The following is a 12867-nucleotide window of genomic DNA, read 5'->3' on the forward strand; positions in this document are numbered from 1 at the left end:
TACGATGGGCGCCATGTCGCGCACCGCCCGCCGGATGTTCGAGCTCCTGGAACCGATCTGCCTGGTCACCTACTTCGCCGACGAGATCGGCGAGGAGATGACCGCGCTCGGGCACCGCAACTACTGGGCCGGCTACTTCGCGAGCCGCGCCGCGCCGCTGGGCCGGGTCCCGGCCGAGGTCGTGCACGCGGCGTTCTACAGCTTCGCCGAGGGCGAGGCCGCACGGCACATCCCCAGCGCGTGGGAGACGATCCCGCCGGAGACGTCCTGGGCGGCGTGGCGGCGAGGGTCCGTCACCGCGCTCCGGCGGATCCTGGGTGACCTGGCCTCCTCACCGGGCCTGGAACGCGCCGCCGACCTGACCACCAAGGCCGCGGTCAGCGCGCCCACGGCGGGCCGGGTGATGTACGCCGGGATGCGGACGCTGGAGGTGCCTGCCGACCCGGTCGCCCGGCTGTGGCACTCCGCGACCATGCTGCGCGAGCACCGCGGTGACGGACACGTCGCCGCCCTGGTCACCTCCGGGATCGGCGGCACGGAGGCGCACATCGTCTCCGCCATCGCGATGGGCATCCACCCGCCGGAGTCGTTCGGCCGCGTCCACCACCTGCCGGCGAAACGCCTGGCCGAGGTCATGAACGGCCTGCGCGCACGCGGACTCGTCACGGCCGACGGCCACTTCACCGACCTGGGCCGCGAGGTCCGGCAACGCGTCGAGGACCTCACCGACGAACTGGCCGCCCCGCCCTACGACGCGTTGCCGGCGGCTGAGCTCGACGAACTGGTCGCCGAGCTCAGCCCGATCACCGCGAGACTGCAAGCCGCCGGCTCGCGTCAGACGAGCGACGACCAGTAGAACCAGAACGCCTGCAACACCCCGGCCGCGATCAGCAGGTACCACAGGATCAGCACGACGCTGTGGTACTGGAACGTCGGCCGGATGTTGCGCAGCGTCGTGTACCAGAAGATCGGGATCGTCACCGCCCACACGACCATGCAGTACGGGCACAGCGCGCCGATCTCGTACAGCGACTGGACGATCAGCCAGTGCACGAACAGCACACCGAACGTCGCCCCGACCTGCAGCCCGATCCACACCCACGACGGCAGCTCCACGCCGGCGAGCAGCAGCACGCCCAGCGTCGTCACCACCGCGAAGCCCGCGATGCCGATCAGCGGGTTGGGGAACCCGAACAGCTCGGCCTGCGGGGTCTTCATGATCGAGCCGCAGCTCAGCACCGGGTTGATGCTGCACGTCGGCACGTAGAACGGGTCCTTGAGCAGCGCGATCTTCTCGACCGTCAGCACGAACGAGGCGACCAGCCCGACGAACCCGCCGACGGCCAGCACCCACGCGACGATCCGGTTCACGAGAGCTCCTTCTCGATCGCCGCCTTCAGCTTGTCGTACGAGGGCGCGCCGGTGAACTTGGTGCCGTTGATGAAGAACGTCGGCGTGCCGGACACACCGGCCTTGCTGCCCTCGTCGCGCTGGGCCAGCACCCGCTCGCGCAACGCCGAGTCGTCCAGCGCCTTGTCGAACGCTGCCTGGTCGAGCCCGAGCTGCTGCGCGAACCCGACGAACACCGCGCGCTGCGAGGTCTGCTGACCGCCCCACTCCTGCTGCGCGTCGAACATCAGCCGGAACATGTCGTCCCGCTTGCCCTGCGCGCCCGCCGCCTCGACGGCGACCGCCGCGAGCTCGGCGTTGCGGTGGCTCGGGATGGGGAAGTGCCGCACGTCGAACGTCACGCGCTCGCCGTACTCGGTCTTGAGCCGCTCGACGCCGGGAAACGCGGCGCGGCAGGACGGGCATTCGAGGTCGAGGTACTCGACGACAGTGACTTTGCCGTCGGCTGATTGGGGTGCCGCGGTGGTGTCGTTGCGGCTGAACAGGAGGAACCCGGCTACGACGACCGCCACGACGGCGACGATGACCAGGGACAGACGAGCGTTTTTCGACATGGCAGAACTCCACGTGAGGCGTCGGGAAGAGGACCGAACTACGGGTTCGGTCTAGGCGCGCAGCACGCAGAGCTGCGCCAGCCGCACTTCCAGCCGGCGTGAAGGGGGAGCCAGAACACCAGGCAGACGCACCTGGGCCAGCGCGAACGAGCCGGTGCGCCGCAGCACGGCGAACCCGATCAGCACCGCCAGCGCCACCACCAGGCAACAGCCCGCGATGAGGATCCCGTCGAGCATCGACGACCCCGTGTCCACGTCGTCGGCCACGAAGGCCGTCGAGGACGTGGCGGACGTCGGACACTGCGCGGTCCAGGCGAACTCCGTCTCGCACGGGGTGCCCTGCATCATCGCGACGCCGGCGACCAGCGCGAGCACGGCGACAACCCGCGCGAAATACGCGCGGGTTCGCGAGCTGCGGGTGCCTGGCACGTGATCCAGGGTAGCGACCCGGCCCCTATCGTCGTGCGCATGGGGGAGAAGTCGCACGAATCGGACCGGCTGGTGCTCGCCGGCGAACCGGTGCCACGGGAGTTGGCGCCGCTCGACGCCCGAGCGGGCGGAGCGATCGCCGCGTTGCTGTGCGCCTACATGCCGTTGCTCCCCGACCGGCGGGCCGAGGTGCACGCGCTCGTGCGATCGCTGCCCCGGCTCGACCACCTGGGCGCGGAACTCACCGTCGTGTACGACTCCGCAAGCCCAGGGGGCCTCGTCCTGCGCCTGCTGCGCAACCGGAACATGAACCTGGTCGCGGTCGCCCAGTCGGTCTTCGCGGTGACCGGCGGCCGCCGGTACTGGGCGGCTTCGACGTACGGGAGGGTCGGCGGCGGCCAGAAGGACCTGACCCCGGACCTGCTCGCCGACCTCGCCGCCCTGCTCGACCTCACCGACGACCACCTCGAAGCGCTGACCGGAATCAGGCCAGGACCCCGCCCCGCTGACGTCGTCGGCCTCGTCTGGGACCTCCGCCGCCTCACCCGCGGGCAGATCGAACGCGTCACCAAATCCCTCGTCTAACGCCAGAACCCCAGTGCGTGCTCCGCCGCGTAGTCGACCGGCCCGATCGCGCCCGGCGCCAGCGACTGCACGTACCGCCCCTCCGAGAACCGGGGCCAGCCCGGCGTGCCGGTGCGGGCGAACTCCGTCCACGCCGTGATCATGTGGTCGGACAGGCCGCGGTCCTTGGTGAAGTCCGCGTCCGGGAACAGGTAGTCGATGTCGGACGAGTGGTTCGCGCCGTGCAGCTCAGGTGGCAGGGACGGGTCCGTGGCCGCGTTGGGGTCAGCGAACTCGAACGCGTAGACGGGCGCCTTCTTCGCGTAGAGCGTGTTCTGCTGGAACGTCGAACGCGCCCACATGCGGTCCGTGAGCACACGGGCCCATGCCTGCTTCGGCGACGCATAGGCGCTGACCGGGTACTTGCGCTCGATCTCGGCCGCGCGGTCCGGGAACGCCTCGCGCAGCAGCCGCGAGTAGTCCTCGGCGGACATCGGGTCCGGCCGGAACAGGCCGACGAAGCTGTTGTGCTCGTCGCGCGTCGCACCGGCCAGGATCGGCACGTCCGCGAACTCGCCCGCCTCCAGCGACTCGGCCGGCAGCTTCGGCAGCACGGAGCCGCCGTAGCCGACGGGCTGGAAGATGTTCATGATCTGCGGGTAGTCGAGCAGCTTCTCGACCGGCAGCGCGCGCAGGCACTCGACGTCGGCGCAGCCCAGTTCGGAACTGATCATCGCGCCGATCTCCTGGATCTCCGGCACCGGCCGCCACGCGAGCGACGGCAACGCCTCCAGGCCCGGGAACCAGGCGCCCTTCGGCACGTCCACCAGCGTGAACGAGCTGTGCATGATCGCCTTGTGGAACAGCGGCCTGCCGTCGATGAGGTGCGCGCCCACGGCCGTCGCGCCGAAGGACACCCCGAACAGCGTCACGTTGCCCGGATCACCGCCGAAACCGGAGATGTTCCGTTGGACCCACTCCAACGCCGCCCGCTGGTCGAGCAGCCCGAACTCGCCCGAGTGCTCCAGCCCCGGCAGGCCGAAGCCGCCGAACACACCCATCCGGTAGTTGAACGTCACCACGACGACATCCCCTTGCCGCGCAAGGCGTTCGGCGTCGAAGTAGTGCCCCGCCCCGATCGCGCCGTCGCCGTGCACCCACACCAGCACCGGCTTGCGGCCGTTCGTGGAGGGCGTCGTGACGTTGGCGAACAGGCAGTCCTCGTTCGTGCTCTTCGTCTCCGAGTAGCTGGACCCGACCTGCGGGCACGGACTGCCCGGTTTCGACGCGTCCCGCACGCCGCTCCACTGAGCGGCCCGCACCGGCGGCTCCCAGCGCGACGCCCGCGCGTACGGAACCCCCTGGAACCTCAGGTGTCCCTCGCGCAGTTCCCCCTTGACCTGCCCGGTGTCGGTCGTGACGACGTCCGACGGCATGGCTTCCCCCTTCCCGCATGCGCTGAGCAGCAGCAATGCGGCGATCAACAACGTGCCCCGACGCACGGTGATCAACTCCTCGTGGCTAGGTCGACGACCGCGACCAGTTCCTCCTCGCAGACGTCGAGATCGAGTGACCCGGACCGCAACACGACGCCGTTGCGCATCGCGAGGACGAACACGGCCATCACGTCCGGGTCGAACGCGCGGAACTCGCCGGCCTGCTGCCCCTGTCTGAGCAGGCCGGCGAGCGCCACGCGATCGGAATCGGCGATGCCCCCGTCGGTCACCGCCGCGTTGGCCCTGATCCGCAGGAACGCCACCATGTCCGCGCGGTGCTCGCGCAGGAAGGCGATGTTGGCGACCAGGAACGCCCGCAGCTCCTCACGAGCCCCGGCCTGGCCCATCCGCGCGTTCACGAACCCTTGGAACCGCTCCAAGACGTCCGCGAACACCACGTCGACGAGCTCCTGCTTGTTCTTGAAGTGGTACGAGATCAGCCCCGTGCTGCTCAGTCCCGCGCGCACCGCGATGGCCTTGAACGACGTCTCCGCGTAGTCCAGCTCCGCGATCGTGGCGATGGCCGCCGCCACGATCTGCGCCCGCCGGGCCTGCTCGGTCACGGACTTTGCTCGCATGAGCAAAATTTAGCACGCCTGAGCAAACAGCGGGGCCGACAGAATCGACTGCCATGAGCGCCAGGCAGCAGGTGGTGTTGCGGCCGCTTCGCCGATGGGTCGTCGTGGTGTGCGCGGTGCTGGTCGTCGTGCTGACCGCGGCGGTGCTGGTCTGGCTGCTCGCCGAGGCGGGCAGTGATCCCGGCCGGCGGCTGGAGGCCATCAGGACGGGCTTCACCGTCGGGCTGGCCGGAGGCGGCAGCATCGTGCTGTTCCTGGCGGTGCGCCGGCAGTGGCATCAGGAGGTCGTCGCCGTCGTCACCACCCGTGACGCCGACGAACGCCGCCTCACCGACCTCTACGTCAAGGCCACCGAGCATCTCGGGTCGCCGCTGGCGCAGGTCCGCATCGCCGGGCTCTACGCGCTGGAACGCCTTGCGCAGGAGAACCCGCACCAGCGCCAGGTCGTCGCCGACGTCGTCACCGCCTACCTGCGCATGCCGTTCGCGTACGGCGACGAGGACCTCGAGACCCAGCAGGAGCTGCACGTCCGTCGTTCCGCGGGCACGATCTTGACCACCCACCTGCGCGAGCCGGAGTTCTGGGGCGTGACGCTGGACCTCAGCCGGGCGGTGCTGGTCGACTTCAACGCGCGCGGCTGCGTGTTCACCGGCGGCCTGAACTGCGAGAAGGCCGTCTTCATCGGCACCGCCCGCTTCACCGACGCGCGCTTCGCCGGTGTCGCCAGGTTCGTCGGCGCCGACTTCCGCGACACGAGCCGGTTCACCGGCGTGACGTTCGAGGACGACGTCCTGTTCGCCGGGGTCCGCTCCCGCGACACGCGCTGGTTCCTCGGCGCCACGCTCACGAACCACCGTGCGGTGCTGGACATCCCGGGCTTCCACGTCGAGCCGGACGGGACGATCAACCCCGACGGACCAGCCCGATGAGGTGGTCGACGGCGGCGGGCAGGTCGGCGGGCCCGTCGACGGCGATGCCGGAGCCACCGAGCCGGCGCAGCGGCGCGATGTCGATGTCCACCCGGTCACCGATGCTCCAGGTGTGCTCGGCCAGCACTCCGCACCGGTCCAGCACCACCTGGAACGCGCCCGTGTGCGGTTTCGGCGTGTCACGGGAGTCCTCGGAGCTGAACACCGCCGTGAACCCGTCGGCACCGACGCCGACCTTGTCGAGGATCTCCGTCATGGCGCTTCGCGTGTTGTTGGTGAGCAGCACGATCGGCACGACCTCGCGGAGCCTCGCCAGTTCCCGCAGCACGTCCTCGTCACGTGCCAGGCCGTCCGCGATGGATAGGTGCGCCTCGCGGTACTGAAGCCACTGCGCGACGTCGAACCCGTTGGCCCGCACGAACGACGTGGTGGACGTGCCGGACCAGTTCGTCCGCATCGCCTCCCGCAACTCGGCCACCTTCGCGTCCGCGAGCGCCTGCGAAGTGCCCCGCAACTCCACGAACATCCGGCCGATCACCGCGAGCACCTGCTCCGCGTACGCCTCCTTCGGGTAGAGCGTCCCGTCGAGGTCGAACACGACGAGCCGCGGCGCGGAGCCGTTGCCGAGAACGTCGATCATGCGCCCACCCAACCACGCGTCAGCCGAGGTCGGACAGGTCGAGCACGAACCGGTAGCGCACGTCCCCGCGGTCGAGCCGCTCCAGCGCCTCGTTCACCCGCGCCGACGGCAGCACCTCGACGTCGGCGGCGATGCCGTGGGCGGCGCAGAACTCCAGCATCGCGGCCGTGGCGGGAACACCGCCGCTGCCCCCGGACGTCAGCTTCTTGCGCCCCGCGAGCAGGTCCATCGTCTCCACGGTGATGGAGCCGAGGTAACCGACCTGGCTCAGCGTCCCGTCCACGGCCACCAGCGCGAGGTAGGGCGCGAGGTCGTGCGGTACGGGGATGGTGTCGATCAGCACGTCGAACGAGTCACGCGCCGCGGCCGCGCTGTCCGGGTCGGTCGAGACGACGACGCTGCTCGCGCCCAGCCGGAACGCGTCCTTCGCGCGGTCGGCGGACCGGCTCACGACCGACACCTCGGCGCCGAGCGCCGCCGCGAGCTTCACCGCGAGGTGGCCCAACCCTCCCAAGCCCGCCACCGCGACGCGCATGCCCAGCCCGACGTTCAACGCGCGCAACGGTTCCCACACGGTGATCCCGGCGCACATCAACGGTGCCGCCGCGGCCGGGTCCAACCCGGACGGCAGGGGATAGGCGAACTTCTCCCGCACGACGTACTCCCGCGAGTAGCCGCCGAGTGTCGTCGTCCCGTCGTGACGGTCCTTGCCGCCGTAGGTGAGCGTGGGGAACTCACGGCAGAAGTTCTCCTGGCCCGCCTCACACATCGTGCACACGCCGCAGGAGTCGACGATGTTGCCGACGGCGACGGGATCGCCGGCCCGGAACGCGGTCACGTCCGGACCGACCTCGGTCACCACACCCGTGAACTCGTGCCCCGGCACCAGGACGCCCTCACCGTCGTGCCCGCGCAGGGAGTGCAGGTCGGTGTGGCAGACCCCGCAGAAGTCCACGCGCACCGCGATGTCGTCGGGCCGCAGGTCGCGCCGGGCGATCGTCACCTCGCGCAACGACGTGGTGCCGTCGGCCTGCCAGCCGGTGGTGCTTCGCATGACACTCCTTCAAACAGACTGTTCGGTCTATTTCAAGTTAGCTCGCCTGGGCGTGAAAGTAAACCGACTGGTCTGTAGGTAAGCTGTGCGCCATGCCTGACCAGCAGCTGACCGCCCGAGGCGCCGCCACCCGGCAGCGCATCCTCGACGCAGCCACCCGCGAGTTCGCCGAACACGGCATCGCCGGCGCCCGCGTCGAACGCGTCGTCGCCGCGGCACGCACCAACAAGGCCCAGCTCTACGCCTACTTCGGCAACAAGGACGGCCTGTTCGACGCGATCTTCTTCGCCTCGCTCGAACGCATCGTCAACGTCGTCCCCATCGACGCCACCGACCTCGCGGACTGGGCGGTCCGCCTGTACGACGAGTACCTGGAGAACCCCGAGCTCATCCGCCTCGCCACCTGGACGCGCCTGGAACGCCGCCCCACCGGCCACCTGGTCGCCGACCGCCTCGACGAGCACAAGCTGCAGGCCATCGCCCAGGCGCAGGCAGACGGCCTCGTCCGCGACGGCGACCCGTTCGACGTCATGGCCATGGTCATCGCGATGTCGATGGCGTGGTCGCCGGTCAGCAACGTCTACGCCGCCACCGCCGGCGAACCCGCCGAGACCCACGCCCGCCGGCGCGAGTTCCTGCGCGACAGCGTGCGCCGCGCAGTCGCACCGTGAGCTTTGGAATCCGTCCAAACGACCTTCTTTCAGGTTGACCTGAGGCGAATGGGTGGAGCCGAACGGAAACGCGGCTTTACGTTGTCCCGCATGCCTTTGCGGAGATCAACGGTGCGCGGCCGCGAGTTCGGTGACGCGATACGAGCGCTGCTGCGGGCGGCCGACCTGACCAACCGTGCCGCCGCCGAGTTGCTCGGCTGGCAGGAGGCCAAGGTCTCGGAGCTGGTCAACGGCAAGGAGGGCGTGAGCGACGTCGACCTGGCCAAGCTGCTGGGCCTGCTGCGCACGCCGCCCGCCGAATGCGACCACCTGATGGCGCTGCACCACGACGCCCACATCAGGGACTGGTTGCAGCCCACCGGTTCCTGCACGCCGAATCGCACCTTGCGAGAACACGAGAAGATCGCGTCGGAGATCGCCGGCTGGTCGATGAACGTCGTGCACGGCCTGGTGCAGGTGCCCGACTACACCTGGCACCTCGGCCTCGCCAAGCCGTTGCCGGAACCTGACGCGCGGGTTCTGGTCGAGAACCGGGTCGTGCGTCAGACAGCGGTGCTCGACGGCGGCCGGACCGTGCAGATCTTCATGCACGAGCAGGCCCTGCGGCTGCCCGTCGGCGATGCGGACGTCATGGCGGAGCAGCTGCACCACCTGCTTCGCTTGTCCGTCCGGCCCTACCTCACGATCCGCTTGATCCCGACCGCGTTCGGACCCCACGCGGGACTCGCGGGCGACTTCGACCGCCTGAAGTTCAAGAAGATCCCGGAGATCGTCTACGTCGAGAGCGAAGGAGCTAACGTCTTCCTCGAAGATCAAGCTTCCGTCGATCGCTACGAGACCGTCCTCAAGTCACTCGACCGGACGGCGTTGGACGAGGTCGGAACGAGGAAGCTGATCACCAGCATCATCGGTGAGGAGGCTCGTGGTGACCAGGTGGCGCAAGAGCAGCTACAGCGCTAGCGACGGCAACTGCGTCGAGGTGGGCCGGGGCGTCGGCATCCGGGACAGCAAGTCGCCCTCCGTCGAGCTCCCTCTCGCCGCTCACCAGTGGGCCCCGCTCCTGCGGATGGTCAGGACCGACCCCTCGGACAGGTGACGCCGACCCGCCGAACGTCGGGTTTAGGCAGAATTGCCGCCCAAACGACCGCCTCCAGGTGCATCCTTGAGTCCGACGACCTCAGAGCCGAGGACTGATGACCATGACGAGTGCGACCGCGGCCTCCCGCCACAACTGGGAGTCCGACCTGGAGCGCTACCGGACCAGGGCGGTTCAGGTGCTCGACACGCACCTGCCCGCGACGTCCGGCTGCACCGAATGTGGCGACCCGTGGCCCTGCGCCCGCGCGTGCACGGCCGAGCTGGTTCTCGAGCTCTGACGCCTACGAGTTCACTCGGTCCAGGAACGCGCCGACGCCGGTGATCATCCGCTCGACCTGGTCGTCGAGTGTGATCGCCTCCTTGAACCGCGAGCCGGGGCCGGCGCTCTTCTTGCCGCGCAGGTACAGCGGGCACAGCAGGTCGGCGCACACGTAGACGCCGACCGTGTTGCCCAGTTGCCCTGACTTCCCCGCCTTGCGCGCGCTCATCAGCGACACGCCGTCGCCGGAGTGCGTGGTCAGGCACCACGAGCACATCGTCTTGCGCGCCCGCCCGGTCTGGGCCGCCCTGCGCAGCGCTATGCCGACGAGCTTGCCGTCGAGTTCGGTGACCAGGTATCCGCGGTCGGGTGCGGCGGGGTCGGTCCAGCCGAGGAAGTCCAGGTCGTCCCACGGCCGGTCGCCGAGATCCCTGGGTACGTGCATGCGCTTCGCCTCGCCCTTGGTGGAATTGACGAAGGACGCGCGGATGTCCTGTTCGGTCAGTGGCTTCATGCCGACGACGCTAGGCTTGCCTATAGGTCCTAGGCAAATTAATAAGGACCCTAGGAAGGGTGACGGATGGCACGTGCGGGGCTCACAGCCGACCGCCTCACGCAGGCGGCGGCGGACCTGGCGGACGAGGTCGGCTTCGAGAACATGACGGTGTCGGCCCTCGCCCGCCACTTCGGCGTGAAGGACGCCTCGCTGTACTCGCACATCCGCAACGCCCAGGACCTGCGCGTCCGTCTCGCGGTGCTGGCGCTCGCCGAGCTCGCGGACCTGGTGGCGGAGGCGGTCGCGGGCCGTTCGGGCAAGGACTCCCTGGTCGCGTTCGCCACCGCCTACCGCACCTACGCCCGCGAGCACCCCGGCCGGTACGCGGCGACGCAGATGGCGCTCGACCCCGACACGGCGGCCGACAGCGCGGCCGTGAAGCACGCCGAGATGACTCGCGCGATCCTGCGGGGCTACGACCTGTGGGAGCCCGAGCAGACCGACGCCGTGAGGCTGCTGCACAGCACGTTCCACGGGTTCGTGTCGCTGGAACGCGCCGGGGCGTTCCACAGCCATCCGCGTGGGGTCGAGGCGTCGTGGCTCAGATCCCTGGACGCGCTGGACTCGGTGCTGCGGGCGTGGCCCGCCTGAAGAAGTTGACGAGGTTGCCGTCGGGGTCGCGGACCAGCAGCGACCGGTTGCCCCACGGCATCGTGGTGGGTTCCTGGACGACCTCGACGCCGGTCAGCTTCTCGTGCACGGACTCCACGTCGTCGACCTCGAACTCGATGATGACGCTGCGGTTGGCGGACGGCTCGGCCGACCCGGCGGCGAACAGCGCGACGGTGCGGGTGCTGCCGATCGCGAGGGTCACCGCGGGGCTCCTGAGCTCGGCGAAGTCGTCGTTGGCCCACGTCACCTCCGTTTCGGTGGCGCGTTCGTAGAAGCCGGCGAGGCGGGCGACGTCGGCGGTGATGATGCGGATCGATGCGAAGGTCATGACCACCACGCTAGAAGCGATACCGGACAGAAACCGCCCGGTATTTCCGGCAGACTTCTCGGCATGACCCGGCCCATCGCCCGCGTGCTCTCACTCTTGGAGCTCCTCCAATCCGGAGGCGTCCGGACGGTGGCCGAGCTCGCCCAACGGCTGGAAGTCGACGAACGCACCGTGCGCCGCTACGTCGACCACCTCCTGGACCTGGACGTCCCGGTCGAGTCGGTGCGCGGACGGTACGGCGGCTATCGCCTCGCGCCCGGCTACCGGATGCCGCCGCTGATGCTGAACGACGACGAGGCGCTGGCCGTGCTGGTCGGGCTCGTCCCCATGACGGGCACGGCGAGCGAGACGGCGGCCGCGAAGATCCGCCGCGTGCTACCCGCACACCTCGCGACCAGGCTCGACGCGCTGCTCGGCGCACTCGCCTTCACGAAGCCCCCTGAATCGCCGCCCACCCCGGAGGCGCCGGTCCTGCTCGCGCTCGCCGACGCGGTGACCCACCACCGCCCGGTCTCCCTGCGCTACACCGCCGCCGACGGCCGGCACAGCGAACGCACGCTGCACCCATCCGGCCTGGTCGCGCACTCGGGCCGCTGGTACGTGATGGGCGCGGACCCTGCGATCGGCGAGCAACGAACGTTCCGGCTGGACCGGATCACCTCCGCCAGGACGCTGCCGGGCTCGTTCGAGCCACCCGAGCCGTTCGATCCGGCGCAGCGCCTGCTGACCGGCCTCGCCACCGCGCCGCACCGGCACGAGGTGACGCTGCGGATCCAGGGCACCGCCGAGCAGATCCGCACCCGGCTGCCCGCGAGCGTCGCGGTCGTGGAGCCCCTCGCCGACGGCTGGTCTCGGGCCGAACTGCGGGTGGAACGGCTCGACTGGCTGCCCGGCGTGCTCGCGTCGCTGGACCTGCCGTTCGTGGTCGAGCGACCCGACGAGCTCCGCGACCTGGTGGCGGCGCTCGCGGAGCGGCTGCTGCGGTCGGCGCGGCGGCGCTAGCATCGTGATGATGACGGTCCGCTGCCGAACGACGGCGCGCCCTACCCGGACGACTCCCTGTCACGCGGTTCTCTGACCGGCCAACGCAAGATCGGCGCGGACGTGGCACGGGTTCTGGACAGGTACTTCACGGCCGAGAAGCTCTCACCCGAGAGACTTGCCGAAGAGCTGTCCCGCCTCACCGCCCCGATCCACCCGAACGACCACATCACTGCCGCCGCTCTGCGCGCAAAACGGTCACGCGTGCGCAGAACAGGTCGCTGGCTCGTGCGCCACGGCCGAAACCGGCAGGCTGTCGCCGACGCGCTGAGCCGCAGGCCCGGTGGCAGCGACGCGTTGCTGTGGCTGGGTGCCCGAACCGCGGGCTGGGGCCGGGTCCACGTCGTGGAGGCGTTGTGCCGCAAGCAGATGCCCGCTGTGCGCGAGTGGCTGCTGCGCCACGCCTGCGACGGGAGCGTCTTCGACGGCTACTACGCCGGCAAGGTCGCGACCGCGGCACACCTGCACTCGGCGATCACCTCCGAGGACGCCGACGAGGCGCTCGTCGACCACACCGGGCGGCTGCTGCACGCCATGAGCGACTGCGAGGGCATGGGCATGACGCTGAAGGCCTACCCGCCCGCCGCCGCAGTCGTCGAGGCCCATGCCGCCCATGTCTCCCGGTTGCGCACCAGGTGATGGCGAGCT

Annotated in this window: 19 protein-coding genes; 10 read left to right on the forward strand and 9 right to left on the reverse strand. The window is 69.9% G+C overall.

The genetic code is table 11. The features are described 5' to 3' along the window. Positions 1–13 precede the first annotated feature (13 nt). Positions 14–856, forward strand: a complete 843-nt coding sequence (locus tag ACFWN2_RS05185; RefSeq protein WP_382424998.1) for a MarR family transcriptional regulator — start codon at positions 14–16, stop codon at positions 854–856. On the opposite strand, the gene ACFWN2_RS05190 is transcribed toward ACFWN2_RS05185, so the two are convergent. The 3 genes from ACFWN2_RS05190 to ACFWN2_RS05200 are packed head-to-tail and all read right to left on the reverse strand — an operon-like array spanning position 835 to position 2393. Beyond that, positions 835–1371: a vitamin K epoxide reductase family protein gene (locus tag ACFWN2_RS05190; RefSeq protein WP_382424999.1), complete on the reverse strand. Its 537-nt coding sequence runs from the start codon at positions 1369–1371 to the stop codon at positions 835–837. The two genes, ACFWN2_RS05185 and ACFWN2_RS05190, sit on opposite strands and share 22 nt — an antisense overlap. Next, positions 1368–1964: a DsbA family protein gene (locus tag ACFWN2_RS05195; RefSeq protein WP_382425000.1), complete on the reverse strand. Its 597-nt coding sequence runs from the start codon at positions 1962–1964 to the stop codon at positions 1368–1370. The genes ACFWN2_RS05190 and ACFWN2_RS05195 overlap by 4 nt, the downstream gene beginning before the upstream one ends. A gap of 51 nt (positions 1965–2015) precedes the next feature. Then, positions 2016–2393, reverse strand: coding sequence for a hypothetical protein (locus ACFWN2_RS05200; RefSeq protein WP_382425001.1), 378 nt, complete (start codon positions 2391–2393; stop codon positions 2016–2018). A gap of 39 nt (positions 2394–2432) precedes the next feature. Here ACFWN2_RS05200 and ACFWN2_RS05205 point away from each other — a divergent pair, with 39 nt between their 5' ends. Next, entirely contained in the window at positions 2433–2978 is a 546-nt protein-coding gene (locus ACFWN2_RS05205; RefSeq protein ID WP_382425002.1) for a hypothetical protein, read from the forward strand. Here the strand turns inward: ACFWN2_RS05205 and ACFWN2_RS05210 are convergent. Beyond that, the gene (locus tag ACFWN2_RS05210) at positions 2975–4459 is read right to left on the reverse strand and encodes a carboxylesterase/lipase family protein (RefSeq protein ID WP_382425003.1); all 1485 of its coding nucleotides are present in this window, start codon (positions 4457–4459) and stop codon (positions 2975–2977) included. The two genes, ACFWN2_RS05205 and ACFWN2_RS05210, sit on opposite strands and share 4 nt — an antisense overlap. Positions 4460–4464: 5 nt before the next feature. Then, positions 4465–5031, reverse strand: coding sequence for a TetR/AcrR family transcriptional regulator (locus ACFWN2_RS05215; protein WP_382425004.1), 567 nt, complete (start codon positions 5029–5031; stop codon positions 4465–4467). A gap of 53 nt (positions 5032–5084) precedes the next feature. Here ACFWN2_RS05215 and ACFWN2_RS05220 point away from each other — a divergent pair, with 53 nt between their 5' ends. After that, complete coding sequence (locus ACFWN2_RS05220; RefSeq protein ID WP_382425005.1) at positions 5085–5960, forward strand: pentapeptide repeat-containing protein; 876 nt, start codon at positions 5085–5087, stop codon at positions 5958–5960. Here ACFWN2_RS05220 and ACFWN2_RS05225 read toward each other — a convergent pair. Both ACFWN2_RS05225 and ACFWN2_RS05230 read right to left on the reverse strand, forming a co-directional pair. After that, the gene (locus ACFWN2_RS05225) at positions 5935–6600 is read right to left on the reverse strand and encodes an HAD family hydrolase (protein ID WP_382425006.1); all 666 of its coding nucleotides are present in this window, start codon (positions 6598–6600) and stop codon (positions 5935–5937) included. The two genes, ACFWN2_RS05220 and ACFWN2_RS05225, sit on opposite strands and share 26 nt — an antisense overlap. 19 nt (positions 6601–6619) lie before the next feature. Next, the gene (locus tag ACFWN2_RS05230) at positions 6620–7654 is read right to left on the reverse strand and encodes an NAD(P)-dependent alcohol dehydrogenase (RefSeq protein ID WP_382425007.1); all 1035 of its coding nucleotides are present in this window, start codon (positions 7652–7654) and stop codon (positions 6620–6622) included. 92 nt (positions 7655–7746) lie between these two features. Here ACFWN2_RS05230 and ACFWN2_RS05235 point away from each other — a divergent pair, with 92 nt between their 5' ends. The 4 genes from ACFWN2_RS05235 (at position 7747) to ACFWN2_RS05250 (ending at position 9701) form a co-directional block, all read left to right on the forward strand. After that, positions 7747–8325: a TetR family transcriptional regulator gene (locus tag ACFWN2_RS05235; protein WP_382425008.1), complete on the forward strand. Its 579-nt coding sequence runs from the start codon at positions 7747–7749 to the stop codon at positions 8323–8325. 90 nt (positions 8326–8415) lie between these two features. Further along, the gene (locus ACFWN2_RS05240; protein WP_382425009.1) at positions 8416–9285 is read left to right on the forward strand and encodes a Scr1 family TA system antitoxin-like transcriptional regulator; all 870 of its coding nucleotides are present in this window, start codon (positions 8416–8418) and stop codon (positions 9283–9285) included. Next, positions 9251–9421: a DUF397 domain-containing protein gene (locus ACFWN2_RS05245; protein WP_382425010.1), complete on the forward strand. Its 171-nt coding sequence runs from the start codon at positions 9251–9253 to the stop codon at positions 9419–9421. The genes ACFWN2_RS05240 and ACFWN2_RS05245 overlap by 35 nt, the downstream gene beginning before the upstream one ends. A gap of 103 nt (positions 9422–9524) precedes the next feature. Further along, positions 9525–9701, forward strand: a complete 177-nt coding sequence (locus tag ACFWN2_RS05250) for a hypothetical protein (RefSeq protein WP_382425011.1) — start codon at positions 9525–9527, stop codon at positions 9699–9701. 3 nt (positions 9702–9704) lie between these two features. Here the strand turns inward: ACFWN2_RS05250 and ACFWN2_RS05255 are convergent, their stop codons facing one another. Continuing rightward, positions 9705–10196, reverse strand: coding sequence for an FBP domain-containing protein (locus ACFWN2_RS05255; protein ID WP_382425012.1), 492 nt, complete (start codon positions 10194–10196; stop codon positions 9705–9707). Between the two features lie 66 nt (positions 10197–10262). Here ACFWN2_RS05255 and ACFWN2_RS05260 point away from each other — a divergent pair, with 66 nt between their 5' ends. Continuing rightward, positions 10263–10829, forward strand: coding sequence for a TetR/AcrR family transcriptional regulator (locus tag ACFWN2_RS05260; RefSeq protein WP_382425013.1), 567 nt, complete (start codon positions 10263–10265; stop codon positions 10827–10829). On the opposite strand, the gene ACFWN2_RS05265 is transcribed toward ACFWN2_RS05260, so the two are convergent. Then, positions 10780–11178: a VOC family protein gene (locus ACFWN2_RS05265; protein ID WP_382425014.1), complete on the reverse strand. Its 399-nt coding sequence runs from the start codon at positions 11176–11178 to the stop codon at positions 10780–10782. The two genes, ACFWN2_RS05260 and ACFWN2_RS05265, sit on opposite strands and share 50 nt — an antisense overlap. Positions 11179–11241: 63 nt before the next feature. On the opposite strand from ACFWN2_RS05265, the gene ACFWN2_RS05270 reads away from it, so the two are divergent. Beyond that, a complete protein-coding gene (locus ACFWN2_RS05270) occupies positions 11242–12180 on the forward strand; it encodes a helix-turn-helix transcriptional regulator (protein WP_382425015.1) in 939 nt (312 codons plus the stop codon). Between the two features lie 102 nt (positions 12181–12282). Further along, positions 12283–12858: a hypothetical protein gene (locus tag ACFWN2_RS05275; RefSeq protein ID WP_382425016.1), complete on the forward strand. Its 576-nt coding sequence runs from the start codon at positions 12283–12285 to the stop codon at positions 12856–12858. Positions 12859–12867: the final 9 nt, after the last annotated feature.

This window comes from Lentzea sp. NPDC058436, from assembly GCF_042721515.1.
Lineage (GTDB): Bacteria > Actinomycetota > Actinomycetes > Mycobacteriales > Pseudonocardiaceae > Lentzea.

Excerpts from the sequence above, each read along its gene's own strand:
- ACFWN2_RS05185 (WP_382424998.1), top strand. The coding sequence starts at position 14 with ATGTCGCGCACCGCCCGCCGGATGTTCGAGCTCCTGGAACCGATCTGC.
- ACFWN2_RS05195 (WP_382425000.1), bottom strand. The coding sequence starts at position 1,964 with ATGTCGAAAAACGCTCGTCTGTCCCTGGTCATCGTCGCCGTCGTGGCG.
- ACFWN2_RS05205 (WP_382425002.1), top strand. The coding sequence starts at position 2,433 with ATGGGGGAGAAGTCGCACGAATCGGACCGGCTGGTGCTCGCCGGCGAA.
- ACFWN2_RS05215 (WP_382425004.1), bottom strand. The coding sequence starts at position 5,031 with ATGCGAGCAAAGTCCGTGACCGAGCAGGCCCGGCGGGCGCAGATCGTG.
- ACFWN2_RS05220 (WP_382425005.1), top strand. The coding sequence starts at position 5,085 with ATGAGCGCCAGGCAGCAGGTGGTGTTGCGGCCGCTTCGCCGATGGGTC.
- ACFWN2_RS05225 (WP_382425006.1), bottom strand. The coding sequence starts at position 6,600 with ATGATCGACGTTCTCGGCAACGGCTCCGCGCCGCGGCTCGTCGTGTTC.
- ACFWN2_RS05230 (WP_382425007.1), bottom strand. The coding sequence starts at position 7,654 with ATGCGAAGCACCACCGGCTGGCAGGCCGACGGCACCACGTCGTTGCGC.
- ACFWN2_RS05235 (WP_382425008.1), top strand. The coding sequence starts at position 7,747 with ATGCCTGACCAGCAGCTGACCGCCCGAGGCGCCGCCACCCGGCAGCGC.
- ACFWN2_RS05240 (WP_382425009.1), top strand. The coding sequence starts at position 8,416 with ATGCCTTTGCGGAGATCAACGGTGCGCGGCCGCGAGTTCGGTGACGCG.
- ACFWN2_RS05250 (WP_382425011.1), top strand. The coding sequence starts at position 9,525 with ATGACGAGTGCGACCGCGGCCTCCCGCCACAACTGGGAGTCCGACCTG.
- ACFWN2_RS05255 (WP_382425012.1), bottom strand. The coding sequence starts at position 10,196 with ATGAAGCCACTGACCGAACAGGACATCCGCGCGTCCTTCGTCAATTCC.
- ACFWN2_RS05260 (WP_382425013.1), top strand. The coding sequence starts at position 10,263 with ATGGCACGTGCGGGGCTCACAGCCGACCGCCTCACGCAGGCGGCGGCG.
- ACFWN2_RS05265 (WP_382425014.1), bottom strand. The coding sequence starts at position 11,178 with ATGACCTTCGCATCGATCCGCATCATCACCGCCGACGTCGCCCGCCTC.
- ACFWN2_RS05270 (WP_382425015.1), top strand. The coding sequence starts at position 11,242 with ATGACCCGGCCCATCGCCCGCGTGCTCTCACTCTTGGAGCTCCTCCAA.